Origin of the sequence: Parabacteroides sp. ZJ-118 (assembly GCF_011038785.1) — a bacterium.
GTDB lineage: Bacteria > Bacteroidota > Bacteroidia > Bacteroidales > Tannerellaceae > Parabacteroides.
On sequence record NZ_JAAKDT010000034.1, the window covers coordinates 12,159 to 38,413 of the forward strand.

Below are 26,255 nucleotides of genomic sequence, written 5' to 3' on the forward strand. Positions count from 1 at the left end.
AAGAGCGTGATGAAGACTATATATACTGTAAAGGCGTTGTGTGTAGTGGCTTTGCTGGGTTCGGCCGCTGCCGCGGGCGCGCAAGAGGATGTTACGAAAGAAAAGAACCTGAACCGAGAGATGACGCTTGAACGGGAGTATGATCCTTCCGTGCAGGATGCCAGCAAGGTAAATACGCTTCCCGCGGTGAAGGAGCCGGAGGTCCGTAAGATCCCGATCGATTACTCCGATTATGCGATCGCGGCCGATCCGCGGAAGGAGATCCGTTTGCTGCCTTCCGGAAATCGGATGACGCAGATGGATTACAACAGGCGCCGGGGATACCTTAACTTGGGGGTTGGCACGTACTTGAATGTAAATGGCGATCTGGGATATCATCTGTTGAGTACCGAGCGGGATCAATTAACGATCGGGTACTCGCATCGTTCTACGAATGAAAAGGTGAAATATATCCAACTGGACGACGAGAAGGTAAAGGCGAAGCTCAATGACAATCTGGGGGGGATCCGTTTCAAACATGTTTTTGACAAGACGGTATTCCGTATGGGCGCGAGGTACGGGTATTCCGCGTTTAATTACTACGGACTGCCCGTTGACGCGACAGCGGGCGCGACAAGCTCGGATCTGCTGAATAGGGCGGACCGGGAAACAAACCAAGTGGATCAGACGATCGCCGCCAACATCGGATTTGAGTCGAAGGAAGAGGCTCCGTTCGGATATTTCCTGGATCTGGGCTATATAAATTTCTCCCATAAATATGGGCTGGGTAAAACCGCCGATGGTCCTACAGAGCATACCGTTGACGCTACATTCGATTTGAATGCCGGCTTTAACGGGAATATGTGGATGGGCTTGGGCGGAGAGGTCGCGTATTTCAACTATCAAACGTATGAGCTCGAGAGTCACGCGCAAGTGACTCTTTCCCCGTATTACAAGGTAGAGGGGGATCGCTGGAACCTGAAATTGGGGGCGAATGTGATGTTGGTGACCGGCGATAACAGCACGTTCATGGCTTCGCCGGATCTCGCGGCAGACCTGGAGGTGGCGGACAAGACCTCGCTTTACGTGAACGCGGGCGGTAAGTTGTATGCCAACAGTATGTATGAGATCGCTTTGGTGAATCGTTATGTGAATCCTACCCAAAGGATCGCCCCGTCCCGTAATTGGTTGGACGCTACACTCGGCATAAAGAGTGGCGCGGCTCCGGGATTTTGGTTCGACGTGTTCGCCGGTTATAAGATAACGAGCAGCGATGTGCTCTTCTTGCCGTCGGGGACTTTTGAGAGAGACCACTTCGCGAATTTCTGCGAGGCGATGGATGATATCGATACGAAACAGCTTTTTGTGGGCGCTACCTTGAAATATAGTTACCAACAATGGTTCGATGTCTCTTTACGGGGAGTGTATCATAGCTGGAAAGCGAACTTTGGGGATACCTGGACCGGCGGGGAAGCGAACGGGGAGCTGGCCCATGCTTGGGGCAAACCGGAGATGGAGGTGACGGCGGGTTTGACGGTTCGTCCGGTAAAGGAGGTCTCCGTGTCGCTGGATTATTATCTGGCTACCGGACGTTATACCCAATTGAGTGGAGCCGACGAATACAAGATGAACAATATCAACGAGCTAAACCTGACGGGTTCCTATACCTTCAACGATACCTGGGGCGTTTACGCGAAATTGAATAATATCCTTTGCCGGAAGTACGAGCTCTATTACGGCTATCCTTCGCAAGGCTTTGGCGCGATGGTTGGCGTGAATATCAATTTCTGACACCGGCAAGAAGAAGGATGGGCGACATCAATATCAAACAATTGGAAAGCCTTCGCTGGCGGATGCGCGTGATCGAGTCGGAGAAAGACCATTATACGGAAGTTACGATTACGTTGCCTATCTACAGTTAGGAAAGGAGGTTCAGCATGATACAGGATTTACATACCGAGATCGATCGGTTAAAGAGGCGGATCAAACGTTGCGAGCAGGTTACGCTGGGTGGCTTGGTCGGTATTTGCGTGTCCGTGAGGTTCGGTCATTACGAATGGATCGGCTTGCTTGCCTTGATCCTGTTTAGCCAGGTCGCCAAGCTTGTTTTCAAGCGGAAACTCAAGCAAAAGGAGTATTTGGTGAAAGAGGTAGAGGTACGTACGCAGGAAATCCGTTCGGAGAAGGACGCGATCCAAGAGGAATCCGAGAAATTGGCGGCGGCCTTGAAAGCCTTGGGCGAGGCGCAAGACGAACTGGTCCGCAAGGAACGGATGGCTACCGTGGGGCAGTTGACGCAAGGTCTGGTAGACCGTATCCTGAACCCGCTGAATTATATCAATAACTTCGCGAGCCTGACCTCGGGGCTGGCCAAGGATCTCCGTGAAAATCTGGATAGCCAGAAAGAGCACCTGAGAGCGGATCTGTATGACGACTCGGTAGACCTCTTGAATATGATGACCTGTAATTTGGAGAAGATCTCCGAGCATGGTTTCAATACGGTCCGTATCGTCAAGGCGATGGAGGAATTGCTGAAAGACCGAAGGGGTAATCTTACGCTTACCAACATAAACGGATTATGCCGGGTCGCCTTGGACAAATTGAGGAAAACGTATGAGCCGGATATTCAAGCGAAGCATATCCGGATTGTTTTCGATAATTTGACGCTGTCGCTGATGATGGAGGTGAACGTGGAGCAGTTCGGCAAGGTGCTGGACGGGATGCTGAAAAATTCCATGTATGCCCTGTTGAAGAAATCGGAGACCGTGGCTTTCAGCCCGGAGATATTCCTGGGATTGAGAGTCAATAAGGATCTGCTGGAAATAACGATCCGGGATAACGGGTCGGGTATCGACGAGACTATAAAAGATAAGATATTCGCTCCTTTCTTCACGACAAAGACCACCGGGGAGGCTGCCGGAGTAGGGCTTTACCTCTGCCGCGAGATCGTGCAGAACCATCGGGGGACCATCGAGGTGGAGAGTAAGAAGGGAGAGTATACCCGGTTCCTGATCACGGTCCCGGTGTATCAATCGAAAACAATTACACCGCCTAACGAGGAGGAATAGATATGGAAGACCAGAGTAAGGAAATAGAACGGCTACGTTCGCAAGTGAGGGACTTGGAGAAATTAGCCTCTTTAGGTATGTTGAGTGCCGGAATCGCGCACGAGATCCAGAATCCGCTCAACTTCGTCGTCAACTTCAGTAAGTTGTCCGCCAAGCTGGTGGACGACCTGGACGATATATTGGAAGAAGAGAAGGCGATCCTGCCTCCGGAATCGTGGGAGAAACTCACCGCCTCGCGCGAGGAGTTCGGCGAGATCGTCAATGATTTGCACGACAACCTGAAGAAGATCGAGGAGCATGGGAACCGGGCGACAAGTATCATCCGCGGCATCTTGCTTTATTCCAGGGGGAAGGAGGACGAATACATCCTTACGGATATCAAGAACCTGGTGAAGGAATACGTCTGGCTGGCTTATCATTCGATGCGGGCGAACTATAAAGGCTTCAATATCGCGATCCGGGAGCGTTACGAGGAGGGGCTTCCGATGCTGAAAGTGATCCCGCAGGATTTGAGCCGCGCGGTATTGAATGTCATGAACAACGCTTGCTACGCGGTCTATAATAAATCCAAGCGCTCGCCGATCGGGTATGAGCCGGTTATATCCGTGGATCTGCGGCAGGAGGGAGACCGGTTGCGATTAAGCATCGAGGACAACGGCATCGGTATACCGGAGCAGGTCCGGGAGCAGATATTCTCCGCGTTTTTCACCACGAAACCGGCGGGAGAGGGAACCGGCCTGGGACTCTCCATTACCCGGTCTATCATAGAGGAGAAACACGACGGGAAGATAGAGGTGGAATCGAAAGAGGGTGAGTTTACTCGTTTCACATTCCTTATTCCAGTAACGAAATAAATAGAAAAATTATGGCTGTCAAGATATTAAGCGTAGACGACGAGCAGGATCTGGAAGTGTTGCTAACCCAGTATTTCCGTCGGAAGATCCGTAGGGGTGAGTATGAGTTTTCCTTTGCCCATAACGGGTTGGAGGCGTTGAGGATGATGTTGGATCATCCGGACTTCGATATTATATTGAGCGATATCAATATGCCGGAGATGGATGGACTGACCTTGCTGACGAGGATCAACGAGATGCGTAACCCGGCCTTGAAATGTATCATCGTATCGGCCTACGGCGACATGGAGAATATCCGTACCGCCATGAACCATGGCGCTTTCGACTTCGCTACCAAGCCGATCGATATGGAGGATCTGGAACGTACGATCGAGAAGGCGGTCGGGCAGATCTCTTTTATCAAGGAGGCCCAAAAGGAGCATCACCAGCTGGAGGAGATCCAATATGACCTGAACGTGGCGCGCGAGATCCAGCAGTCGATCCTGCCGAAGCAGTTTCCCCCCTTTCCGCAATATGAGCAATTCGATCTTTACGCGACCATGAGCGCGGCGAAAACCGTGGGGGGGGATTTCTATGATTTCTTCTTGGTAGACGATCATCACCTGGGTTTTACGATCGCGGATGTGTCGGATAAGGGGATTCCGGCCGCTATTTTTATGGCGATCAGCCGTACGGTGATCCGTGCCACGGCGCTCAGGCAGCTTTCCCCGGCAGTCTGCATGAGGGAATCGAACGAGCTGTTGTGTCGCGAGAGTGTCAACGGGATGTTTGTCACCGCTTTTTACGCGATCTTGAATATCCATACGGGCGACGTGGTCTATTGCAACGGGGGGCATAACCGTCCGGTCTGGATTCGTAAAAACGACGCGGTCTCCCTTTTGCCGACGACCGGCGGGATGGCCTTGGGAGTCGTGCCGGGAGTCGCTTATCAAGAGCGAGCCTTGCGGCTGGAAGCGGGAGATAGCCTGTTCCTCTATACGGACGGGATCAGCGAGGCGATGAACCTGCGGAATGAGCCTTATGGGGATATCCGCCTGGTGGAGGCTTGCGGCTCCGTCAAGAACCGCTCCCCCAGATCCATGATCGAAGGCCTCTCCGAATCCGTCCGATCTTTCGTGAACGGCGCCACGCAGAGCGACGACATTACGATGCTGGCGCTGACTTACAGGGGAGAAATCGTATAATAAGGCCGGAAGATCTATGGATCTTCCAGCCAGGCGAGGTTGAATTGGTAATAGAGACGACTGCTCACCAGGTGGATCAGATGATCCGGGCTTTGGGTAGCGGCCATATACCCCCTGGGTTCCGCGTGCGTTTGGTCCATCTCGAAGAATTGTGTCCATGCGCCGCCATTCAGAAATCGATAGGTGCCGTCTGTCATCAACTTTTTCACGGGCCAAGTCTTCCCCTCATCATAAGAGAGAGCCGCGTATAACCCGAAACCCCGGTATGAGTTCCCCGCTTTATCCGGGAAGATGATGCCCCGTTCGTTTTCCGGTGTCCTCAACGGATGGTCGGTGAATGAGATTAACAATAGGGGCCCCTCCCGCAAGCGTAGTAGGACCAACCGTTGTCCCCCATCGATCGGAGGCAGCTCCGACGCGCGATAGGTCCAAGTCTTTCCCCCGTCCTTGGAGATACTCATCGGCATACGAAGTTGCCCCGCTTTATTCTTGATGCTATTGCCCCGTCCCAACGCCATGAGGCTCCCGTCTTTCAGCTGGACGATCCCGGCATGGATCCCGGCGATCGTACTTCCGGTACCTCCTTCCTTAAAATCCGGTAAAGGCGCGCCATCCCAAGGATCTGTCCATGTCTTGCCGCGATCCTTGCTGATGTGGATCGCCGCGCCGTCGTGGCTACCCGGGCCCGCGTCGCAGGCTTGGATGAACCAGCCCTCGCGTGTCTGGATCGTTCCGGCGATGACTTGATGACGTTTGGCGTGCTCCGGCGCTATAATCCGGGGAGCAGACCAGGTTTGTCCGTTGTCCGTGCTGATCCGCTGTACCATGATCAGGTTCTGCCAGTCCCCGGCGGCCTCTACGCCATTGATATGATAGAGCTTTCCGGCGCCATCGTTGAAAAGGGCTAAACCGGTCATATTGCGATCGGGTACCTTAAAGAATAACGACGCCTCTTCCCACGCGTCGCTCCCGGCCCGCAGGCGGGAGGCCAAGACGACCATCCCGCGGCCATTCTCCGCGTCGGCAGAGAACCAACTCGCCAGCAGATCCCCGTTATCGCACCACGTAATGGCCGGCTGGTGGTTGTGTTTGAAGAACGGTTCGTCAGCGTCGCGGTCCGGGCGTATCACGTAAGGGCGAGGAGGGATGAACCGGGGCGTATCTCCCGCGTTTGCCCATAGAAACTTTTCTTGTCTGACATTCGTGGCGTTTCGGCGCGAAATCTTTTCGTCGCGGTAATACGACGGGCTCGGTGGATAATCCGCTTGTACGACGCGGAACCCGGTCAGGGCGTGTTTATCCTCCGGAATCATGGCCATACGATTCCCGCTTCGGAGGTATTTTTCCGGCGTGTTATGGCTGCCGCCTCGGGTCACCCGGAAATCCCCCACCGTATATCCGCAGGGATCCGTTTGCGCCTCGGGCTTATAAGGGCCGTACCAATCCAAGCACCACTCTTCCACGTTCCCGTGCATATCGTACAAGCCGAACGCGTTGGGGGGCGTTTGCCCCACTTTTAAAGAGACCGGGGCGTAATCGCGAACGATTCTCTGGTTCTTCTGGAAATTGCCGGGCAGGCCGTCACCCGTGTAGAAAGGGTAATAAGTACCGGCCCGGCAAGCGTATTCCCATTCGGCCTCGGTGGGTAGCCGGTAGGTTTTCCCCTCTTTTTGGCTAAGCCATTCACAGAAGGCTACCGCGTCGTGGTAACTTACGTAGACCACAGGCTCGTCATCTTCTCTCGATAAGCCGTTCTTGCCCCGGAAGAGCCTGTGCTCCGGTCGGAATGCCTCGAATTGCGCGTTCGTGATCTCGGTCTGCCCCATGCGGAACGGTCGGGAGAGGGTCACCTTATGCACCGGAGCCTCGTCAAAATCTTCTCCGAGCCCCTCTCCGCCCATATAAAAACTCCCGGCGGGTATGTCAACCAATGGGATAGAGGGCTGTTGAGCGTATATCCCGGCCAGATAGGCACCGGCCCAAAGGATGATGAATAGGATTCTTCTCATGGCTCAAGGGTTATACATATCTTTATTGTAAAAATCCAGTACCTTGATCGCCATATTGTACGCTTCCCGCGCCGGGCTTTCCGGATTAAGTTCCATCGCCCGCAAGTAGCTGTTCAGGGCCAGGCGCACGTCGCCTTGCTTGTAATGCGCCTTCCCTAAAAGGAACCAAGCCTCGTCGGAGGAGGGCTGTTCCTGGAGGCACTCGTTCAAAAGCCGGATCGCTTCCTCCGCTTGGTTCTCCGCTATAAGTCGTTTTATCTCTTCCATGTCTTGATTTGTTTTTTATCTTTTCCTTCGCGAATGTATAATAGAAACGTGTGACTGTATATACAATGTATAGGAAAAAACGCTTTTTTAGTGACCGATATATCGCGTACGTTGATTATTTGTGTAAGTTTGCACCCGATTTCTAACCAGCAAAAAATAGATATGCAAAAGAATTTGGTAATAGTGGAGTCACCCGCCAAGGCAAAAACCATCGAGAAGTTCCTCGGGAAGGATTATAAGGTCCTGTCTAGCTACGGGCATATCCGCGACTTGAAGACGAAAGATTTCAGTATAGACCTCGAACACAATTATGCCCCCCAGTATGTGATTCCCGCGGATAAGAGGAAACTCGTGACCGAATTGAAGAACGAGGCGAAGAAAGCCGAGCAGGTCTGGCTGGCTTCCGATGAGGACCGGGAGGGAGAGGCCATCGCCTGGCATTTGTATGAGGTGCTGGGATTGAAACCTGAGAATACGAAACGTATCGTTTTTCATGAAATTACCAAGAACGCGATCTTACACGCGATCGAGACGCCGAGAGACATCAATATCGATTTGGTGAACGCGCAGCAAGCCCGCCGTATCTTAGACCGTATCGTGGGTTTCGAGCTGTCCCCGATTCTTTGGCGTAAGGTGAAACCGGCTTTGTCCGCGGGGCGCGTGCAATCGGTCGCCGTACGCCTGATCGTAGAGCGGGAACGAGAGATCCATGAGTTCGTCTCGGAGGCCGCTTACCGTGTGATCGCCAGCTTCCTCCTGCCGGATGGCACGACCCTCCTCAAGGCGGAGCTGAACCGCCGCTTGAAAGAGAAGGAAGAGGTGAAGGCATTCCTTGAGTCTTGCGAGGAGGCTTCCTTCACGATCGATGAGATCTCGAAAAGGCCGGTGCGTAAAACACCCGCCCCTCCTTTTACGACATCTACCCTGCAGCAGGAGGCCGCCCGTAAGTTGGGGTATTCGGTCTCGCAGACCATGATGATCGCCCAACGCCTGTATGAGTCCGGATTGATCACGTATATGCGTACCGACTCCGTGAACTTAAGTGATTTGGCCTTGGGGACGGCTAAAGAAACGATCCTGAATACCTACGGTGAGAAATATTACAAATTCCGCCAATATCATACCAAGAGCAAGGGAGCGCAAGAGGCGCACGAGGCGATTCGTCCGACCTATATCAGCCATGATGAGATAAACGGAACCGCTCAGGAAAAGAAATTATACGAATTGATCCGTAAACGTACGATCGCTTGCCAGATGGCGGACGCCGAATTGGAGCGTACGACGATCTCCGTAGGCATCGGCGGTAAGAGAGAGAAGTTCGTGGCTACCGGTGAGGTCATTACTTTCGACGGTTTCCTTCAGGTGTACCGCGAGAGTCTTGACGACGAGAATGAGAAGGAACAGGAAAATGGTCTTCTTCCTCCGGTTCGCTTAAACGAGGTATTGAGCAGGAAGGAGATCGTCGCTACCGAGCGTTTCACGCAGCGTCCTTCCCGCTATACGGAAGCCAGTTTGGTCCGCCGGTTGGAGGAGTTGGGTATCGGTCGTCCCTCCACCTACGCGCCTACGATCCAGACGATCCAGAATCGGGAGTATGTCGTGAAAGGAGATAAGGAGGGAACGGAGCGTACGTATAATATCCTCACCTTGGACCGGCATACGATCAAGGAGGTCCAAAAGACAGAGATCGTAGGAGCGGACCGGAATAAGTTGATGCCCACCGATATCGGTACGGTCGTGAATGATTTCTTGATGGCCTATTTCCCGGGCGTGATGGATTATAACTTCACGGCGAGCGTAGAGAAGGAATTCGATGCCGTGGCGGAAGGCGAGATGGTATGGACGGACGCGATCGATAAATTCTACAAGCTGTTCCATCCGATCGTGGAGGAGGCGTCCTCTGTCCGTACGGAGCATAAAGTGGGTGAGCGTGAGTTGGGGATCGATCCGAAGAGCGGCAAACCGGTTTTCGTGAAGATCGGCCGTTATGGCCCGGTCGTGCAGATCGGGCAGGCGCACCCGGAGGACAAAGAGGCTCCGAAACCTCAGTTCGCGACCTTGATGAAGGGGCAGTCTATCGAGACGATCACTTTGGCGGAGGCCTTGAAATTGTTTGACTTGCCCCGTACGATCGGTGAATATGAGGGCAAGGTCATGGTGGCCGCTGTCGGACGTTTTGGCCCCTTTGTCCGTCATGACGGAAAGTTCGTCTCCATCCCGAAGAACTTGAATCCTTTGTCGATAACAGCCGAGGAGGCGATCGCGTTGATCGAGGCAAAAAAGCAGAAGGATGAGCAACGATTTATCAAGAAGTTCGATGAGGATCCGGAGATGGAGATCTTGAACGGTCGCTTCGGCCCTTATATCTCTTATAGGGGGAAAAATTACAGAATCCCTAAGACGATCGAGAAACCGGAGTGCTTGACCCTGGAGGAATGCCGGAAGATCATTACCCAAGCGGGAGAAAAACCGGCTACGACGAAGAAACGTACGACACGGAAAATGGCTTGATGCACGTTCCGGCGGCATAACAAGTAAAAAGGGCGACCCTCGCGGGTGGCCCTTCTTGGTGAAAAACGTCACATTAATTAACCAATAATGAGAGTTCTCTAGACTCTCTGTTGACTATGATTAGAATAAATAGCTTACATCCTTTCCGGAACCTCGATGCCTAACAGATCCATACCGGATTTCACGATCTTGGCTACATTGGCGGATAAGACCAAACGGAAGCGCTTCACCTCCGGGTTCTCTTCGCGCAGCATGGAGAAATCGTGATAGAATTGATTGTATTCCTTTACCAGGTCATAGATGTAGTTGGCTACACAAGCCGGACTGTATAGTTTACCCGCCTCCTTTACGATCTGCGCGTAATCGGCGATCATTTGGATCAGGTTCTCTTCTTTCTCGGAAATGGCGAAAGTGAGCGGTAGTCGCTCCGGTAATACGATCCCTTGTTCCGCGGCTTTGCGCAGTACGGAACGGATACGGGCATAGGTATATTGGATGAACGGTCCCGTATTTCCGTTGAAGTCGATCGATTCTTTCGGGTTGAACGTCATATTCTTGCGGGGGTCTACCTTTAGTATGAAATATTTCAAGGAGCCAAGACCCACGATACGGGCGATATGCTCAGCCTCTTCCGGAGTCATCTCGTCCAATTTCCCTAATTCTTGCGAAATCTCGCGCGCGGTACGGATCATCTCGGCCATCAAATCATCGGCGTCTACGACTGTTCCTTCGCGGCTCTTCATCTTACCCTCGGGCAACTCTACCATTCCGTAGGAGAAGTGCACCAATCCTTTGCCGAACGCGAAGCCTAACTTATCCAACAGGATCGATAATACCTGGAAGTGATAATTCTGCTCATTTCCTACGACATAGATCATCTTATCGATCGGGTAATCATCGAAACGCAGTTTGGCGGTACCGATATCCTGCGTCATATAGACGGAAGTCCCATCCGCGCGAAGCAATACCTTCTCATCCAGCCCCTCTTTTGTCAAATCCGCCCATACGGAGCCGTCTTCACGGCGATAGAAAATACCTTTCTCCAGCCCCTCCATCACCTTTTCTTTTCCTTCCAGATAGGTTTGAGACTCGTAATAAATCCTATCGAAATCTACGCCCATCATCTGATAGGTCTCGTTGAACCCGGCGTATACCCAATTATTCATCATTTCCCAAAGCGCGCGGACCTCTTCATCTCCGGCTTCCCATTTACGAAGCATCTCACGGGCTTCCGCCATCAAGGTGGATTGCGCCTCGGCTTCTTCCTTGGTAAGACCTTTCGCCTCCAGCGCACGGGTCTCCTCTTTCAATTTGTTGCTGAACAATACGTAAAAGTCACCGATCAGATGATCGCCCTTCTTTCCGGTAGACTCCGGGGTCGCTCCATTTCCCCATTTCTGCCAAGCCAACATGGATTTGCAGATATGGATACCGCGATCGTTTACGATATTCGTCTTTACGATCCGGTTACCGTTCGCTTTCAGGATCTTCGACAAGCTGTATCCTAATAAGTTATTGCGGACATGGCCCAAGTGAAGTGGCTTGTTCGTATTGGGAGAGGAATATTCGATCATAACCAAAGGCGACCGCTCGGTAACCGGAATGATGCCGTAAGCGGGTTGCTCATGGATCGAGTTCAGTAAGTCGATCCAGTGAGAGCAAGCGACTGTCAGGTTAAGGAATCCTTTGATTACATTAAATTCAGCTACCGCGGGCTCGTTGCTCAACAAGTACTCACCGATCTCCCGGGCGGTCTGCTCCGGAGATTTCTTCGACACGCGAAGGAACGGGAATACGACCAGGGTCAAGTGCCCCTTGAATTCCTTTTTCGTTTTTTGCAACTGCACCTGGCTAGCGGCGACATCCGCTCCGTACAGTTCTTTGATACCGGCTATAATCGCCCCGGTGATCTGTTGTTCAATAATCATATTCGTCTAAATATAATTCGGATTCTATTCGCACGCGAAGATATACAAAAAAAGGATACAATTTGCGTTGTATCCTTTTTTGCGGAGAATGAGGGTGTCTCTTATTTGATTAGCTCGTTCAACTCGGCGCCAGCCTTGAACTTCACGACCTTGCGAGCCGCGATCTCAATGGCTTCTTTTGTCTTCGGGTTGACACCTTTGCGAGCGGCCTTCTCTGTTACGGCGAATGAGCCGAAGCCGAGCAGAACGACTTTACCGCCTTCTTTTAATTCGTTAGAAACTGTGTCAACAAAAGCTTCCACTGCCTTTTTGGCATCCACTTTGCTGAGTCCTGATTTCTCAGCGACTGCGCTAATAAACTCTGACTTGTTCATGATGGTTTGATTGTTAATATATTAAACAAAACTATGATAATCGATAGACGGCTTCAAATTTAGTTTTATTTTGAAATATCACAAAAGAAAAGCCTGCTTTTTTACCGATTTACATATGTTTTAGTATTATTATGCGCAAAAACGGCTAAAATATATTTACCTTTGCCGCTAAATCAACGTGGTATATGACGAATCAGACAAATTCGGGGTTCTTGGACAGTATCCCGCCGGTAACGAAAAATCTTATCATTCTAAATTCGCTATTTTGGTTAGCCAGCCTTGCGCTGCCGAAAATCGGCATCGATTTAGTGGATTTATTAGGGCTTCACTTCCCGGGTGCTACCGACTTCAAGGCTTACCAGATCGTTTCTTATATGTTCATGCACGATACCCGTTCGTTCACGCATGTGCTTTTCAATATGTTCGCCGTTTATATGTTCGGCCGGGTATTGGAGAACGTATGGGGGCCGAGGCGCTTCTTGATTTTTTATTTCGTGACGGGTATAGGCGCCGGTTTGGTGCAGGAGGCCGTATGGTTCTTTAATTTGCGTGACGTGATCTTCGCCGGTCAAGACCTGATAAACCTGAATGGCGCCCAGATTATCAGCAAGAGCGAGTTCCTGAATTATTTCGTGACCATTGGCGCTTCGGGGGCCGTGTTCGGAATCTTGTTGGCATTCGCGATGATCTTCCCGAATGTGCCTTTGTATTTGATGTTCATACCGATCCCGATTAAAGCCAAATATCTCGTGCTGTTTTATGGCCTTGCCGAACTATTTATGGGCGTGGCTAGTTTTGGAGGTGATACGGTAGCGCATTTCGCCCATTTGGGGGGAATGTTATTCGGTTATTTTCTAATTCGTTATTGGAACAAGAAAGATGCAGGCAATGGACGGTATTTTTACTAATTTGAAGCGGACATTTCAGTCGGGGAATATCCTGTCGAAACTGATCTATATAAATGTGGGCTTGTTTATCTTGATACGTTTGGCCGGCGTATTGTTTATGCTCTTTAACGCGCAAGGAGCGCCTTTCCTGCTGTATCTGCAGTTGCCGGCCTCTCCGGAGCTGTTGCTCTTCCGCCCGTGGACGTTGTTTACTTATATGTTCACCCATTTTGACTTCTTGCACATCCTGTTCAATATGCTTTGGTTATATTGGTTCGGGGGATTGTTCTTGGATTTCTTCAGTGAGCGGCAGTTGGGAGGCTTGTACCTATTGGGCGGTCTCGCCGGTGCGGTCTTGTTTGTCCTCGCTTATAACAGCTTCCCTTATTTCCGGGACGTGGCTTCTTTTAGCTATTTGATGGGAGCCTCCGCGTCTGTTATGGCGATCGTTTTCGCCGTGTCGTTTTACCGGAAGGATTTGGAGATTAATTTGTTCTTGATCGGAAGGATCCAATTGGTTTATTTGGCTATCTTTACGCTGGCGATCGATTTGTTGGCGATGACTTCCGATAACGCGGGAGGACATATCGCCCATATCGGCGGGGCCTTGTTGGGTATCTGGTTCGCTTCCCGTATGCGTAAGGGGAGGGACTTGACCGCTCCGATGAATCGGTTGATCGACTGGTTCGTGAATTTGGGCAAACGGAAACCGAGGATGCGTGTGACTTATAAACGCGGCGAGACGGATTACGCGTATAACGCACGTAAACATCAGGAGTCGGTGGAGCTGGATACGATACTGGATAAATTGAAACATTCCGGTTATGAGAGCCTCTCTGCCGAAGAGAAAAAGCGACTTTTCGATGCCAGTAAGAAATAGCGAATCGTTATGAGAACTCTACGGATTTTTCTTCAATTCTTATTCGCCGTGGCGAATGTGGTGACTATCGTATTGTGGATAGTCTCGGCTTATTCGGATCGGGTGTCTCCTGAGACGAGTATGACGTTATCCTATCTGGGATTAGCTTTCCCGGTTTTATGTGTGGTCAATCTTTGCTTCATTCTCTATTGGTTGTTCTTCCGGGAATGGAAGCTTTTAGGGATCGGCCTGTTCTCCTTCTTGATATGTTGGGGGCCTGTGAAACATTATTTCCCGTTCCACTCGCGTAAGGAGGCCCCGCGGGAAGAGGTGTTGAAGGTGCTGACTTATAACGTGATGGCTTTTGGATACAGGAATCATACGAAGATCGCTCCGAACAAGATTCTCCAATATATCGCCAACTCGGACGCGGATATTGTTTGTTTGCAGGAATATGCCGCGGCTACGTCAGAGAAGAGCCTTACGGCCTCTAAGATCCATGAGGCGTTGAGCATGTATCCTTATCGCTCCGTCTTTTATCAGAGTTCCTCGAAGTTCCGGCGTTTCGGCATCGCTGTGTTCTCCAAATATCCGCTGTCGAATTCCCGGATGGTGAAATATGATTCGGATCATAATGGCTCTTCCGTACATGAGGTGGACATCAAGGGAAAGAAGTTGACCTTGATCAATAACCATTTGGAATCCTTTAAGCTGACGATGGAGGACCGGACTCGTTATTCATCCCTTATAAAGAGCTTTGGCTCGGATGGGTTGGATGATTTGAAAGGAGCGTTCGAGCAAAAGCTGGGGCCTGCTTTCCGGATTCGGGCGAAGCAAGCGGAAGCGGTATCCGAAGAGATTAAGAACGCGAAAGGAGAATATGTCTTGGTATGCGGCGACTTTAATGATACGCCTATTTCGTACGCGCACCGTACGATCCAAGGGGATTTGACGGATGCCTTTGCCGAGTCCGGCCGGGGAATGGGTATTACCTACAATCAAAATTTCTTCTGGTTCCGTATCGATAATATCCTGCATTCCCCGAACATGACCGCTATGAATTGTTCCGTGGATAAGGTCGCTTATTCGGACCACTATCCGTTATGGTGTTACCTGAAGCTTGAGTAAACGGGCCTTATCATTCGGAGGCCGCCTCTCGCGCGGCGTCAAATACGTCGGCGAACAAGTTCTCGACAAAGAAGAAGGTAGCGTTACAGAATAGCCCGGGATCCTTGATCAGCGCTACCGTATTGCTGGCTCCATTATTGGCGATCACATCTTCCGCTTTATAAGTCTTGTACTTTTTATCGTTCAGCGGATCATATTGATATACGATATCGCTCGCCTCGATCGTGTATCGGTTATCGAAGCAGGTGACGCGCATTTTATATTTGACGATAGTCTTATCCGTATCATTCAACAACAGTTCAACCTTGGAGCTTACGAAGATGGTGCCTTTACTCTTGTTCGAGTTTACGTTGGATAAGAAGATATCCTTTCCGTAAGATTTCTTAGCCCATGCGCTAATGGCGTTGAATAGTTCCGGTTTGGAGGTGTGCTCGATCTCTACCTCATCGCTATAGCATACCTTTCCGTTTTTCATGGGGGCACATTCGTCTGCCTCGCCTTTATGCCCCTGCGCCATGACGAGCATCGGGAGCATCATACTTATCACTAATAAAATCTTTTTCATAAACGCGATTCTCTTATTTATTATTTGATCCATACATTCGTAATCTCGCCGATTAACATCGTTTGCTCTCCTTCGGAGGTCTCGCCTTGCTTGCGGCACTCGATAATAATCCATGGCGCGTCGGCGGATGTGCCGGGTTTGGAGAAGGATAATCGGTACAAGTCGTTATCGCCGATCGCTTTATAGACAGGACTGTCTTTGGCTATGGAGATTGTACTGATCGTCTTACCGAGCAGATTGCCTATGCCTTTCCATGCAACGTTCGTGTCGGTCGTGTTCCCGTTTGCGGTTTTGATCTGTAAAGCGTTGTCCGGTAACATCCGGAGGATCGTGCCGGGTACCTTGTCGGGTTGGAACGCGATGAAACCTTCCATCGGTGTCACAGGTGCTGTTTCCCGTCGCGGAGCGGATACCGGTTCTGCCGGCGCGATTGTCAGCGACCGCACGCCTAACGCGTTGGCCGCGCTATCGAATGTCTGATCCGCGAAATCAATCGTAGCCTTACGGAATTTACCGCTGATGCGGTTTAATTTCGTTTGGTCCTTATTCAAGGCATACTCGTCCGTGATCCATTCCTCGGCTAGGTATCTCTCCGGCTCATCCTGGTAAGATACGTCGTATTCATATCGGATGCCCGTAAGTCGCAAGGTGCAAGTATGTCCCTTGCATTCAATGATGATACGGTATTTCATCATCGCCCGATCGAGGGATAAGGCTGTTCTGGAGAATACGACATACGTTTCCCCGATAATGGCGATCTCGCCATTTGCCTCATTTTGATAAGCGACTCTACTTTCTTTTGTGTTAAAATTTTCTTGTCCCCACTTTACGAGTTGTTGGTGGATTTGTGCCTGGCTTAAAGAGGGGGTGTTGATCTCTCGGGTAAAAACGACTTTACCGTCTACAACCGGAACGGCCCCTGCCAGATAGTGTCGATCCGCTTGCGCGAATAGCAGGGCAGGGATAAATAACAGAGCGAATAACAACTGTCTCATGGTCTATTTTCCTTATTATTTCAGCCCCAAAGATATACATTTGCGTTTGAAATAAACTATGGGCGTGACAAATAATTGTACTAATTGCTCTTTATCATAGAAAAAAAGTCTATATTTGCACCCTGTGAAAAAATGAATATAAATAATGTAATAACATAAACCTAAGATTCAGATGCAAAACAAAGGATTTGTAAAGGTCTTCGCGGTGTTACTTACGCTTGTCTGTTTGTTCTATTTGTCGTTCTCGTTCGTGACGCGACATTACAACAGTGAAGCCGCTGAGTATGCGGGTGGAGATCCTGCGAAAGAGAGTGCTTATTTAGACTCGCTATCTACTCAGAAGGTGTGGTTAGGCTATACGCTTAAGGAGTGCCGTGAAATGGAAATTAGTTTAGGTCTTGACTTAAAGGGCGGTATGAACGTTGTCCTTGAGTTGAACGTGGCGGATGTAATCCGTTCGTTGTCTAACAACAACCAAGACGAGAATTTCAACAAGGCGTTGGATCTAGCTTACGCGCATCAAGCGACCAGCCAAAAAGATTTCATCGACCTTTTCGCCGAGGAGTATAAGAAATTGGATAGCGGCGCGCGTCTTTCCGCTATTTTCAGCACATTCGAGTTAAAAGATAAAATCACGCCCCAGAGCTCAGACGCTCAGGTTATCTCTGTTTTAAAACAAGAGTTGCAGAGTGCGATTGATAACTCATTCAACGTATTGCGTACTCGTATCGACCGTTTCGGCGTGGTCTCCCCGAACATCCAGCGTTTGGAGACCGCGGGTCGTATCTTGGTAGAGTTGCCGGGCGTGAAAGAACCGGAACGTGTCCGCAAGTTGCTTCAAGGCAGCGCTAATCTGGAATTCTGGGAAACGTATAAGTTGCCGGAAATCTATCAGCAATTGATTGCCGCCGATAATGTATTGGCTACGATCCTAAGCCAGGAGGCTTCCGCTGACTCTGTAGCTGCTACCGCTACCGATACGGTTGAGAAAATCGCGGATGCCGCTGATACGAATGCGAGCGAGGCCGATTCTTTGTTGGCTGAGCTTGGTCAAGATAATAAAGAGACCGAGGTTAGCCAAAGCATGGAAGAGTTCGCCAAGCAACATCCGTTATTCGCCTTGTTGCAGATCAGCCAGTACAACGGTCAGTTGTCTCCGGGTTCTACGGTAGGTATCGCTCACGCGAAAGATAGGGATAAGATCAGCGAATACCTGAACATGAAACAAGTGAAAGAGGTATTGCCTCGTAACTTGGCCTTGAGATGGGGAGTGAAGGCGATCGATGATAAGGAGCAGTTCTATGAGTTATATGCCTTGAAGGTGACGAACCGTGACGGAAGTCCCGCTTTGGGTGGTGACGTGGTAACGGATGCTAACGCGGACTTCATGCAACAGGCCGGTCGTTCGGAGCAAATGGTCAACATGGTTATGAACGCCGAAGGCTCCAAGGCTTGGGCTCGTTTGACGAAAGAGAATATCGGTAACCAGATCGCTATCGTTTTGGATGAGATGGTTTATTCCGCCCCGAACGTAAACGATGAGATCACGGGAGGTCGTTCACAAATCACCGGTCACTTTACGCCGGAAGAGGCGAAAGACTTGGCGAACGTGTTGAAATCAGGTAAGATGGCCGCTTCCGTACATATCGTTCAGGAAGATGTCGTGGGTCCGTCATTAGGGCAAGAGGCTATCAATGCCGGTGTGATCTCTTTCGTGTTGGCATTGGTGCTGTTGATGATCTATATGTGCGCGTTCTACGGGTTGGTACCGGGACTGATCGCCGATGGCGCTTTGGTATTGAACATCTTCTTCTCGATGGGTATCCTGGCTTCTTTCCAAGCCGTTCTTACCTTGCCGGGTATTGCCGGTATGGTGCTGACGCTAGGTATGGCAGTCGACGCGAACGTATTGATCTATGAGCGTACGAAGGAGGAACTTCGAGTCGGTAAGTCTTTAGGAAGGGCGATCGCCGATGGCTACGGCAACGCGTTTTCCGCTATCTTCGACTCCAACTTGACCTCGATCATCACCGGTATCGTATTGTTCTATTTCGGTACAGGTCCGATCCGCGGTTTCGCTACGACGATGATCATCGGTTTGTTCGCGTCTTTCCTTACAGCCGTGTTCTTGACTCGTATCGTTTATGAGGCATTGTTGGCGAAAGATAAATTGAAGAACGTGACATTCACGACTGCTCTGACGAAAGACTTGTTGACGAATCCGAAGATCAATTTCTTGGGCGCTCGTAAAGTCGGCTATTTGATTCCGGCGGTGATCATCGTATTGGGCGCTATCTCCTTTATGACGATCGGCTTGAATAATGGCATTGATTTCACGGGTGGACGTAACTACGTGATCCGTTTCAATCAAGCGGTGAAGACCGATGATGTCCGTAATATGCTGGACGCTCAGTTAGACGGTTCTGTCAATGTTATCCAGATCGGTGCGGCGGATCAAGTGCGCGTATCTACCAACTATAAGATCGATGATAACGATCCTTCGGTAGATCAGGAGATCGAGAGTAAATTGTTTGAGGGCGTGAAATCCTTACTTCCGGAAGGAACTACATTGGATGAGTTCACGACTACTTTCATACAAAGCTCGCAGAAGGTAGGTCCGAGTATGGCAGACGATATCAAGAATAGCGCGATCTTGGCGGTAATCTTCGCCATGGTCTGCATGGCCGCTTATATCCTGCTTCGTTTCCGCGATATATCGTTCTCTGTAGGAGCGTTCGCTTCCGTGGCAACGACAACGTTCTGTATCATCTCTTTCTATACCTTGTTGTGGAAGATCCTTCCGTTCTCCATGGAGGTAGACCAGACGTTTATCGCCGCGATCCTAACGATCATCGGTTACTCTATCAATGATACCGTGGTTGTATTCGACCGTATCCGCGAGACGATCGCCTTGTATCCGAAGCGTGATCGTTATCAGGTGATCAACGACGCGTTGAACTCTACCTTGTGTCGTACATTCAATACGTCATTGACTACGTTGGTGGTTGTATTGTGTATCTTCGTCTTGGGTGGTAGCACGATCCGAAGCTTTACGTTCGCTATCTTATTGGGTATCATAGTCGGTACTTATTCTACCTTATTCGTCGCCACTCCGATCGCTTACGAGTTGCAGAAGAAGAAGATCAATAAGAAAGCCATCGCAGAGAAAACAGGAAAATAATATCTTCCGTTAAGAATTTTACGAAGATCCTCTATCTTTCCCGTGTCAACGGAGAGATAGAGGATTTTTTTGTTTATTAATTCTTAAGAAGATAAAGTATGAAAGTGAATGATTTTGTGGTGGGTGTACTTATGTATATCACCAGCCTGCGTGAGAAAAAGCGTTATTCCACGGCGAAGAGTTATCAAGATGCGTTGAGATCGTTTAAATGTTTTTGTGGCAGGGAGGAGATCCCTTATGCGTATATTAATCGGGATACACTTTTACGTTATCAATCTTGGCTATTGGCCAAGGGATGTTCTCGTAACACGGTATCTACTTACATGCGCCGGATTCGTCACATCTATCAGTTAGCCGTAGAGGAGGGTGAGGCTACTTATATTCCTCATTTGTTCAAGGATGTGTTTACGGGGGTTGAGAGTAAACGTAAAAAGGCGTTGCCTTCGGAAAGCTTACGCTTGCTGATGACAAGCCCGGTGACAGATCCGCGACAGAAGAAGACCCAATCGGCCTTTTGCCTGATGTTTTTGTTTTGCGGGATGGCTTTCGTTGATTTGGCGCATTTGCGAAAGGAGAATATCAAGGGAGGGATCTTGTCCTATTATCGGCAGAAAAGCGGATCTCTTATACAGGTGGAGATCCCGGCGGAGGCACAAGGGCTGTTGAATGAGCTGGCAGCCGATACAACCGAGGATTCGCCCTATCTGTTCCCGTTTTTAGGGGGAATGAAGACCGATGAGGATGCTTACAAGGAATACAATACCGTATTAGGAGGCTTTAACCGCAGATTGAAAACACTGTCGGAATCCATCGGTATTCGCGCTCGGGTTACCTCATACACGATCCGTCACTCTTTCGCCACGACCCTGAAGGAGCAAAACGTACCGATTGAGATGATCAGTGAACTGTTAGGGCATAAATCCATCAAGACCACGCAGATATACTTGAAGAGTTTCTCTTTGGAAAAGCTCTCGACCGTAAACAGACTTTGTTTCGAGAGCGTGTGCGATTATGCGCCGAAGGTAGGGTGAAAAGCACGCTACCTGGCGAGTAGCGTTCACAAGAGGAGTAAAAGGGTATCTCTTAGCTATAGATACGGAGCATGCTCCGCCTCCCACCACCTGATAGTAACTTAAAATACCATTTTGAGGAGATGAGACGGTGTGTGCTCCGTATCTACAGGAATGTATGTAGCCGTTATTTCAGATAACGTGATGATTTCGGAAATACGAAACCATTTCGTTTCTATTGCCATGTCTATACATCAGAAATAAAAACGAAGATTTAAAAGGAATCAAGGTTGAAATACAAACAAAACCTAATCCTTGCTTGTGTTATATTATTTTTTACTACATTCGCGGCATGAAATGAACGCTACTCGCCAGGTAGCATGAATATCGAAGGGATGCAAATTTTCAGTAATTCCTTTTTATTTCTACATAAGTATTTATTTATCAGGATATTATAAGAGTGTCTTGATAAGGCTCTGAATGACCTTCCCTAATGAATATCGTGACAAGCAATAGCTCAGATAGAGTGATGGTGCATATACGCAATCGTCGCAGCCAGGAGACTGTGCGCTGGTATGTACTGACGCTTCCTGCCGCCGTCGGAGGACGTGATAAGATCTATTCGTCAAGAGGATTAGATGTCGAGCTTTCCCGTCGTAAACGTTGTGGGGAACCCTTGTTCGAGTACTTTGCCCCCTCCTATGTCGAGGCTCGCAAGGTGGGAGGCAAGATGGTCAATACGAGGAAGCCTCTTTTATACAACTATGTGTTTATCCATGCTTCGGAGAATGAGATTTTCCGTTTGAAACGTACTCTGCCCCTGTATAATCTGCTTCCTCGGGTATCCGTGGGCGAGCACTCTCATTTCCCTTACTTGTCGGATCATGAGATGGAGACCTTACGCTGGATGGCAGAATCTTATTCCAATGAGCTTCCGGTGTACGTACCGGATAGCAGTCGCTTGTTGAAAGGTGACCGTGTACGTATCACCTCGGGCTCTTTCATGGGGATGGAGGCTGAGGTGGTGGTGCAACCGGGTGGCGGTCATAAGGATGTCATGGTACGTATCCTGGACTGCATGTGGGTCCCTCTATTTGGGGTAAGGCAAGGCGAGTATGAACTGATCGAGTTGAATACGAAAGGCAAGCACGTTTATACCCATTTGGATAACGATCGTTTGTCAGACGGTATACACAAGGCGTTGGGGCGTTATTATCTCTCGGGCAAATTGGAGAAGGAAGACGAACATCTGGTTCGTGAGGTGCTGAATGGTTATGCTTCCCTTCGTGTGGAGACCGACGTGATGCGTTGCAAGGTCTACTCATTACTCCTTCCGGCCTACAAGCTGTTGGCCCAGGAGGAGGAGTTCGAACGTTTGCATTCCACCCTGCGCAATATGCTTCCATTGGTTAAGGCGGTGAATTCTCGTGCCTTGCTGCTCGTCACGCTTTACGGCTGCACGAACAGCAGCCGGTATTACCATATGGCACATGAGCTGGTAGATCCCTGGCGGGATGAGCCTTCGCCCAAGAGAAGCAAGACCCTGTTGATACAGCGTTTACACGATTACGATAGCTGGCTGAAACATTAAATAGCGGACTGTCATGAGAAAGGAAAGCGAAACTCCATCCGGCATCCGTTTGATGCGGCTGTTGAGAGAGCGTTTGAGAGAGATCCTGGATCGGGAATGCGCGAATCAGGCCTCGATTCATCTATATTGTACGGGATCTTATTGGGCCGCGTTCGAACGTTCCGCTTATCAGTTACGTCGTGCCTTTCCGGACAGCGAGGTCACGCCGATGCGCTTGCTCGGCTATCCATTCCCGGTTGTCATGGTATCCGTGACGGATCGTTCGCTTCGTTTGTACGAACGAAAACATATCGCTAAGCAGAACGGGGCGGATTACAAGTTATTAGCGGTACCGGAACTCTCCGCTCCCGCCTACCAAGCATGGCATACGAGGGAGGTGAAAGGGCTCCCGGCGTTAAACGAACCGGGAGATGCGGATGCCGCCATCGGGAAAATGGTAGAGCACGGAAAATAAAACAAACAAACTATAAATGATGGATTTCCATAAAGGCAGATGGCGATTGACCTTAGGCCGTCTGGTGAATTTGCGGTATATCAACCGTTGGATCATTTTTAGCGCGGATCTTTTCGTCTCGCTCTCCGTGTCGTTGCCGGGCGTACTAGGGATATTCTCCATCCTGCATATACATTTCGGGGAGTCTGATGTGCTGAAAGTGGGCCTCTCCTCATTTGTGGCCAGTGTTGTCTCATTCTTGCTGTTTAAGGCCTATCACGGGGTCATTCGCCATTCCACGCTGCGTGGCTTGTGGCGGATCGGTGGCGCTGCGATCGGCAAGTCGCTCTTGATGTTCCTGCTGCTTTGGCTGTTGAAAGCCCGTTTCAGCCCTTCTATCTATTGGTTGGGCGGAATCATGGACAGTACGTTGACGATCGTGATGTTGGTTACGTCGCGTGTCTTCGTGATCAATGTCTATAACAGCGTCCTCCTGCAGCTCGGCAAGAAACGCAAGCGGGTACTGGTCTTTGGCACGGAGGAGGAGAGCGTAATGATCGCTACCTCGGCGAACCGTCAGGTATTCATGCAGAATTATAGCATCATGGGCTTCCTCTCCTTTGGCAGTTCCAAGAAAAGCATCCGGATCGCGGAGTTGCCGGTCTACCAGATCGAGAACGTGGAGGATCTGTATCGCTTGATCCCTCGCAACAGTTTGGATGGCATCCTCTTTCCCAACATAAAGATCGCTCATCAGGAGCGTGACCGCCTGATCCGTTATTGCGAGCAGGCCTCTTTGAAGACGTTGGTCGTCCCGGAGATGGAGGAGCTGCGCGGAGGTGAGGCGAAGCGTTCGGTCCGAGAGATCCGTATCGAGGATTTGCTAGGTCGTGAGGAGATCCGTATCAATCTGGACGAGATCGGCAATCTGCTGGAAGGGAAGACCGTGCTTGTCACGGGAGCCGCCGGCAGTATCGGTAGCGAGATCTGTCGCCAGCTGGCTCATTTCCCGATTAAGAAGTTGGTTTGCTTCGACTCCGCCGAGACCCCGATGCATAATCTCCGTCTGGAATTGGAGGAGAAATACAAGGAACTGAACTTTGTCCCGGTGATCGGCGATGTCCGCAATCCGGACCGTGCGGATTATGTATTCCGCGGTTGGCATCCCCAAGTGGTGTTCCATGCGGCGGCCTACAAGCATGTCCCCTTGATGGAAGAGAACCCCTGCGAGGCGATTCGAACAAACGTGTTCGGTACCCGTGTGATGGCGGATGCCGCTGTAAGCTATGGCGTGGAGAAGTTCGTGATGATCAGCACGGACAAGGCGGTGAACCCCACGAATATCATGGGCTGCAGCAAGCGTCTGGCCGAGATATACGTACAGAGCTTAAGTCTAGCGATCGAGCGAGGAGAGGTGAAAGGCGATACGCGCTTTATCACGACCCGCTTTGGCAATGTTTTAGGCAGCAATGGGTCGGTTATCCCCCGTTTCCGTGAGCAGATCGCTCAGGGAGGCCCCGTGACAGTCACCCATCCCGACATTATCCGTTACTTCATGACCATCCCGGAGGCTTGCCGTCTGGTCTTAGAGGCCGGTACGATGGGTAAGGGCGGTGAGATCTTCATCTTCGATATGGGAGAGCCGGTGAGGATCGCGGATTTGGCGAAGCGCATGATCGAACTGTCCGGATTGCAGGTGGACAAGGATGTCGAGATCAAATACACGGGTCTCCGCCCCGGCGAGAAACTGTACGAGGAACTGCTGAACAACAAGGAGAACACGAAAGAGACCCTTCACGAGAAGATCCGGGTGGCGGCGGTTCGCGAGTATGACTATAAGGACGTAGTCGAACATATCAATGTATTAACCGAATTATCCCTCCGTGTCCGGATCCTTCCGATGGTAAAGGCGATGAAAGCCTTCGTGCCCGAGTTCAAGAGCCAGAACTCCCGGTTTGAGGAGTTGGATTGAGAGGGGAATCCTATCGATTTATGATTTGTCGCGTGTGAATTATTTTGTTTATCGGGAAGATCCATTATCTTTGTAGGAGCGAACCGATAAAAGGAAGAGATCATGGAAGGACTAGATAGGCGATTGTATCCGATAGGGATCCAGACATTCTCGAAATTGCGGGAGGGTAATTATGTGTATGTGGACAAAACGGAGTTGGTGTACCGTATGACTCATGGTGCGTCGAGTTATATCTTCTTGAGCCGTCCCCGCCGTTTCGGCAAGTCTTTGCTGACCTCCACGCTCCGCAGCTACTTCGAGGGTCGTAAGGAGCTGTTCGAGGGGTTGGCCGTCGAGAAATTGGAGAAGGAGTGGACGAGCCATCCGGTGCTTCATTTCGACATGAGCCTTGGCAAGCACCTGGACAAAGAGGGGCTGAATCGCTATCTCTTGTTCCAATTGGCAGATATGGAGAGGAGGTATGGCTTGAATATGGATTCGGAAGACGCGAATTTACGCTTGACGAATTTAATTAGATGCGCTTACGAGCAGACGGGACAGAAAGTAGTGGTCTTGATCGATGAGTACGACGCTCCTTTGCTGGATGTGATGCACGAGGATAGGGATCTTCCCGCTCTTCGCAACGTGATGCGTAACTTCTACAGCCCGTTGAAGGCGTGCGATCCCTACTTGCGTTTCGTCTTCCTGACCGGCATCACGAAATTCTCCCAGTTGAGCATCTTCAGCGAGTTGAACAATATCAAGAATATCAGCATGCTACCGGAGTATGCCACGCTCTGCGGCATCACGGAGGAGGAGATGCGGGAACAGATGGGCGAGGGGATCGACCGGTTGGCTGTCAACCTAGGCGTATCTCCGGAGGAAGCTTTGAAATCATTGAAACAGAATTACGACGGGTATCGTTTCACGTGGCCGTCGCCCGATATATACAATCCGTTCAGTTTGTTGAATGCGCTGGCCGATGGTCGGATCGACTCCTACTGGTTCGGCAGCGGAACACCCACTTACCTGATCGAAATGCTGCGTAAGTTCCACGTGATCCCGCAGGAGATCGGGAATCGAAAATGTGTGGCAGCCGATTTTGACGCACCAACGGAACGGATGACGAGCATCACGCCGTTGCTGTACCAAAGCGGTTATATCACGATCGAGAGTTACTCGGCGTTCTCGGGTTTGTATCAGTTGGACATCCCGAATAGGGAAGTGCGGATCGGGTTGATGCGTAGCCTGTTGCCTAACTATGTGCAACGTCCTGCCGAGCTGAATACCCTGGTAGCGGAAATGGCGGAGAAGATCTACAACGGTGACATGGAGGGTGCATTGCGGTTGATGCGCACGGTTCTTTCCACGATCCCCTATTGCGAAAATACGCATTATGAGGGCCATTACCAACAATTGCTTTATGTGATTTTCACGCTGCTCGGCAATTATGTGGATGTGGAGGTCCGTACACCAAAGGG

General features: G+C 50.3%; 20 protein-coding genes. 14 read left to right on the plus strand and 6 right to left on the minus strand.

Annotated features, from left to right (window positions below):
• Positions 1 to 9 precede the first annotated feature (9 nt).
• From G7Y39_RS09900 to G7Y39_RS09915, 4 genes are all read left to right on the plus strand, one after another.
• Entirely contained in the window at positions 10 to 1,770 is a 1,761-nt protein-coding gene (locus tag G7Y39_RS09900; protein WP_165157322.1) for a TonB-dependent receptor, read from the plus strand.
• A 146-nt stretch (positions 1,771 to 1,916) separates the two neighbouring features.
• Entirely contained in the window at positions 1,917 to 3,047 is a 1,131-nt protein-coding gene (locus G7Y39_RS09905; protein WP_165157323.1) for a sensor histidine kinase, read from the plus strand.
• Between the two features lie 2 nt (positions 3,048 to 3,049).
• Positions 3,050 to 3,901 (plus strand): sensor histidine kinase, encoded by an 852-nt coding sequence (locus G7Y39_RS09910; protein WP_165157324.1) that lies wholly within the window; start codon positions 3,050 to 3,052, stop codon positions 3,899 to 3,901.
• An 11-nt stretch (positions 3,902 to 3,912) separates the two neighbouring features.
• On the plus strand, positions 3,913 to 5,085 hold the full coding sequence (locus tag G7Y39_RS09915) for a PP2C family protein-serine/threonine phosphatase (protein WP_165157325.1): 1,173 nt from the start codon (positions 3,913 to 3,915) through the stop codon (positions 5,083 to 5,085).
• 14 nt (positions 5,086 to 5,099) lie between these two features.
• On the opposite strand, the gene G7Y39_RS09920 is transcribed toward G7Y39_RS09915, so the two are convergent.
• Entirely contained in the window at positions 5,100 to 7,094 is a 1,995-nt protein-coding gene (locus G7Y39_RS09920; protein ID WP_165157326.1) for an SUMF1/EgtB/PvdO family nonheme iron enzyme, read from the minus strand.
• Positions 7,095 to 7,097: 3 nt separating this feature from the next.
• Positions 7,098 to 7,361, minus strand: coding sequence for a tetratricopeptide repeat protein (locus G7Y39_RS09925; RefSeq protein ID WP_165157327.1), 264 nt, complete (start codon positions 7,359 to 7,361; stop codon positions 7,098 to 7,100).
• Between the two features lie 162 nt (positions 7,362 to 7,523).
• Between G7Y39_RS09925 and topA the strand changes: the two genes are divergently transcribed.
• The gene (gene topA, locus G7Y39_RS09930; RefSeq protein WP_165157328.1) at positions 7,524 to 9,872 is read left to right on the plus strand and encodes a type I DNA topoisomerase; all 2,349 of its coding nucleotides are present in this window, start codon (positions 7,524 to 7,526) and stop codon (positions 9,870 to 9,872) included.
• Between the two features lie 134 nt (positions 9,873 to 10,006).
• On the opposite strand, the gene argS is transcribed toward topA, so the two are convergent.
• Positions 10,007 to 11,800, minus strand: a complete 1,794-nt coding sequence (gene argS / locus G7Y39_RS09935) for an arginine--tRNA ligase (RefSeq protein WP_165157329.1) — start codon at positions 11,798 to 11,800, stop codon at positions 10,007 to 10,009.
• Positions 11,801 to 11,901: 101 nt separating this feature from the next.
• Positions 11,902 to 12,174 (minus strand): HU family DNA-binding protein, encoded by a 273-nt coding sequence (locus tag G7Y39_RS09940; protein ID WP_165157330.1) that lies wholly within the window; start codon positions 12,172 to 12,174, stop codon positions 11,902 to 11,904.
• Positions 12,175 to 12,359: 185 nt separating this feature from the next.
• Between G7Y39_RS09940 and G7Y39_RS09945 the strand changes: the two genes are divergently transcribed.
• Genes G7Y39_RS09945 through G7Y39_RS09955 form a run of 3 tightly spaced genes read left to right on the plus strand, consistent with a single transcriptional unit; the run spans position 12,360 to position 15,048 of the window.
• Positions 12,360 to 13,082, plus strand: coding sequence for a rhomboid family intramembrane serine protease (locus tag G7Y39_RS09945; protein ID WP_165157331.1), 723 nt, complete (start codon positions 12,360 to 12,362; stop codon positions 13,080 to 13,082).
• A complete protein-coding gene (locus tag G7Y39_RS09950) occupies positions 13,063 to 13,941 on the plus strand; it encodes a rhomboid family intramembrane serine protease (RefSeq protein WP_165157332.1) in 879 nt (292 codons plus the stop codon). Before G7Y39_RS09945 ends, G7Y39_RS09950 begins: the two co-directional genes overlap by 20 nt.
• A 9-nt stretch (positions 13,942 to 13,950) precedes the next feature.
• Complete coding sequence (locus G7Y39_RS09955) at positions 13,951 to 15,048, plus strand: endonuclease/exonuclease/phosphatase family protein (RefSeq protein ID WP_165157333.1); 1,098 nt, start codon at positions 13,951 to 13,953, stop codon at positions 15,046 to 15,048.
• Positions 15,049 to 15,058: 10 nt separating this feature from the next.
• Here the strand turns inward: G7Y39_RS09955 and G7Y39_RS09960 are convergent, their stop codons facing one another.
• Together G7Y39_RS09960 and G7Y39_RS09965 are read right to left on the minus strand one after the other, a co-directional pair.
• Positions 15,059 to 15,613 (minus strand): DUF4468 domain-containing protein, encoded by a 555-nt coding sequence (locus G7Y39_RS09960; protein WP_165157334.1) that lies wholly within the window; start codon positions 15,611 to 15,613, stop codon positions 15,059 to 15,061.
• Positions 15,614 to 15,633: 20 nt separating this feature from the next.
• On the minus strand, positions 15,634 to 16,608 hold the full coding sequence (locus G7Y39_RS09965; RefSeq protein WP_165157335.1) for a DUF4468 domain-containing protein: 975 nt from the start codon (positions 16,606 to 16,608) through the stop codon (positions 15,634 to 15,636).
• A 172-nt stretch (positions 16,609 to 16,780) separates the two neighbouring features.
• Between G7Y39_RS09965 and secDF the strand changes: the two genes are divergently transcribed.
• The 6 genes from secDF to G7Y39_RS09995 all read left to right on the plus strand — a co-directional run.
• Positions 16,781 to 19,789, plus strand: coding sequence for a protein translocase subunit SecDF (gene secDF, locus G7Y39_RS09970; RefSeq protein ID WP_165157336.1), 3,009 nt, complete (start codon positions 16,781 to 16,783; stop codon positions 19,787 to 19,789).
• Between the two features lie 98 nt (positions 19,790 to 19,887).
• A complete protein-coding gene (locus G7Y39_RS09975; protein WP_165157337.1) occupies positions 19,888 to 20,820 on the plus strand; it encodes a site-specific integrase in 933 nt (310 codons plus the stop codon).
• A 472-nt stretch (positions 20,821 to 21,292) separates the two neighbouring features.
• Positions 21,293 to 22,390, plus strand: coding sequence for a transcription termination/antitermination protein NusG (locus G7Y39_RS09980; protein ID WP_165157338.1), 1,098 nt, complete (start codon positions 21,293 to 21,295; stop codon positions 22,388 to 22,390).
• A gap of 13 nt (positions 22,391 to 22,403) precedes the next feature.
• Positions 22,404 to 22,844 (plus strand): hypothetical protein, encoded by a 441-nt coding sequence (locus tag G7Y39_RS09985; RefSeq protein ID WP_165157339.1) that lies wholly within the window; start codon positions 22,404 to 22,406, stop codon positions 22,842 to 22,844.
• 16 nt (positions 22,845 to 22,860) lie between these two features.
• Positions 22,861 to 24,795: a nucleoside-diphosphate sugar epimerase/dehydratase gene (locus tag G7Y39_RS09990; protein ID WP_165157340.1), complete on the plus strand. Its 1,935-nt coding sequence runs from the start codon at positions 22,861 to 22,863 to the stop codon at positions 24,793 to 24,795.
• A 102-nt stretch (positions 24,796 to 24,897) separates the two neighbouring features.
• A partial coding sequence (locus tag G7Y39_RS09995; protein ID WP_165157341.1) for an AAA family ATPase occupies positions 24,898 to 26,255 on the plus strand: 1,358 nt, incomplete at its 3' end.

What these genes read in the sequence shown, in the direction of transcription:
- G7Y39_RS09900 (WP_165157322.1), top strand. Translation starts at nt 10, where the DNA reads ATGAAGACTATATATACTGTAAAGGCGTTGTGTGTAGTGGCTTTGCTG.
- G7Y39_RS09905 (WP_165157323.1), top strand. Translation starts at nt 1,917, where the DNA reads ATGATACAGGATTTACATACCGAGATCGATCGGTTAAAGAGGCGGATC.
- G7Y39_RS09910 (WP_165157324.1), top strand. Translation starts at nt 3,050, where the DNA reads ATGGAAGACCAGAGTAAGGAAATAGAACGGCTACGTTCGCAAGTGAGG.
- G7Y39_RS09915 (WP_165157325.1), top strand. Translation starts at nt 3,913, where the DNA reads ATGGCTGTCAAGATATTAAGCGTAGACGACGAGCAGGATCTGGAAGTG.
- G7Y39_RS09920 (WP_165157326.1), bottom strand. Translation starts at nt 7,094, where the DNA reads ATGAGAAGAATCCTATTCATCATCCTTTGGGCCGGTGCCTATCTGGCC.
- G7Y39_RS09925 (WP_165157327.1), bottom strand. Translation starts at nt 7,361, where the DNA reads ATGGAAGAGATAAAACGACTTATAGCGGAGAACCAAGCGGAGGAAGCG.
- topA (WP_165157328.1), top strand. Translation starts at nt 7,524, where the DNA reads ATGCAAAAGAATTTGGTAATAGTGGAGTCACCCGCCAAGGCAAAAACC.
- argS (WP_165157329.1), bottom strand. Translation starts at nt 11,800, where the DNA reads ATGATTATTGAACAACAGATCACCGGGGCGATTATAGCCGGTATCAAA.
- G7Y39_RS09940 (WP_165157330.1), bottom strand. Translation starts at nt 12,174, where the DNA reads ATGAACAAGTCAGAGTTTATTAGCGCAGTCGCTGAGAAATCAGGACTC.
- G7Y39_RS09945 (WP_165157331.1), top strand. Translation starts at nt 12,360, where the DNA reads ATGACGAATCAGACAAATTCGGGGTTCTTGGACAGTATCCCGCCGGTA.
- G7Y39_RS09950 (WP_165157332.1), top strand. Translation starts at nt 13,063, where the DNA reads ATGGACGGTATTTTTACTAATTTGAAGCGGACATTTCAGTCGGGGAAT.
- G7Y39_RS09955 (WP_165157333.1), top strand. Translation starts at nt 13,951, where the DNA reads ATGAGAACTCTACGGATTTTTCTTCAATTCTTATTCGCCGTGGCGAAT.
- G7Y39_RS09960 (WP_165157334.1), bottom strand. Translation starts at nt 15,613, where the DNA reads ATGAAAAAGATTTTATTAGTGATAAGTATGATGCTCCCGATGCTCGTC.
- G7Y39_RS09965 (WP_165157335.1), bottom strand. Translation starts at nt 16,608, where the DNA reads ATGAGACAGTTGTTATTCGCTCTGTTATTTATCCCTGCCCTGCTATTC.
- secDF (WP_165157336.1), top strand. Translation starts at nt 16,781, where the DNA reads ATGCAAAACAAAGGATTTGTAAAGGTCTTCGCGGTGTTACTTACGCTT.
- G7Y39_RS09975 (WP_165157337.1), top strand. Translation starts at nt 19,888, where the DNA reads ATGAAAGTGAATGATTTTGTGGTGGGTGTACTTATGTATATCACCAGC.
- G7Y39_RS09980 (WP_165157338.1), top strand. Translation starts at nt 21,293, where the DNA reads ATGAATATCGTGACAAGCAATAGCTCAGATAGAGTGATGGTGCATATA.
- G7Y39_RS09985 (WP_165157339.1), top strand. Translation starts at nt 22,404, where the DNA reads ATGAGAAAGGAAAGCGAAACTCCATCCGGCATCCGTTTGATGCGGCTG.
- G7Y39_RS09990 (WP_165157340.1), top strand. Translation starts at nt 22,861, where the DNA reads ATGATGGATTTCCATAAAGGCAGATGGCGATTGACCTTAGGCCGTCTG.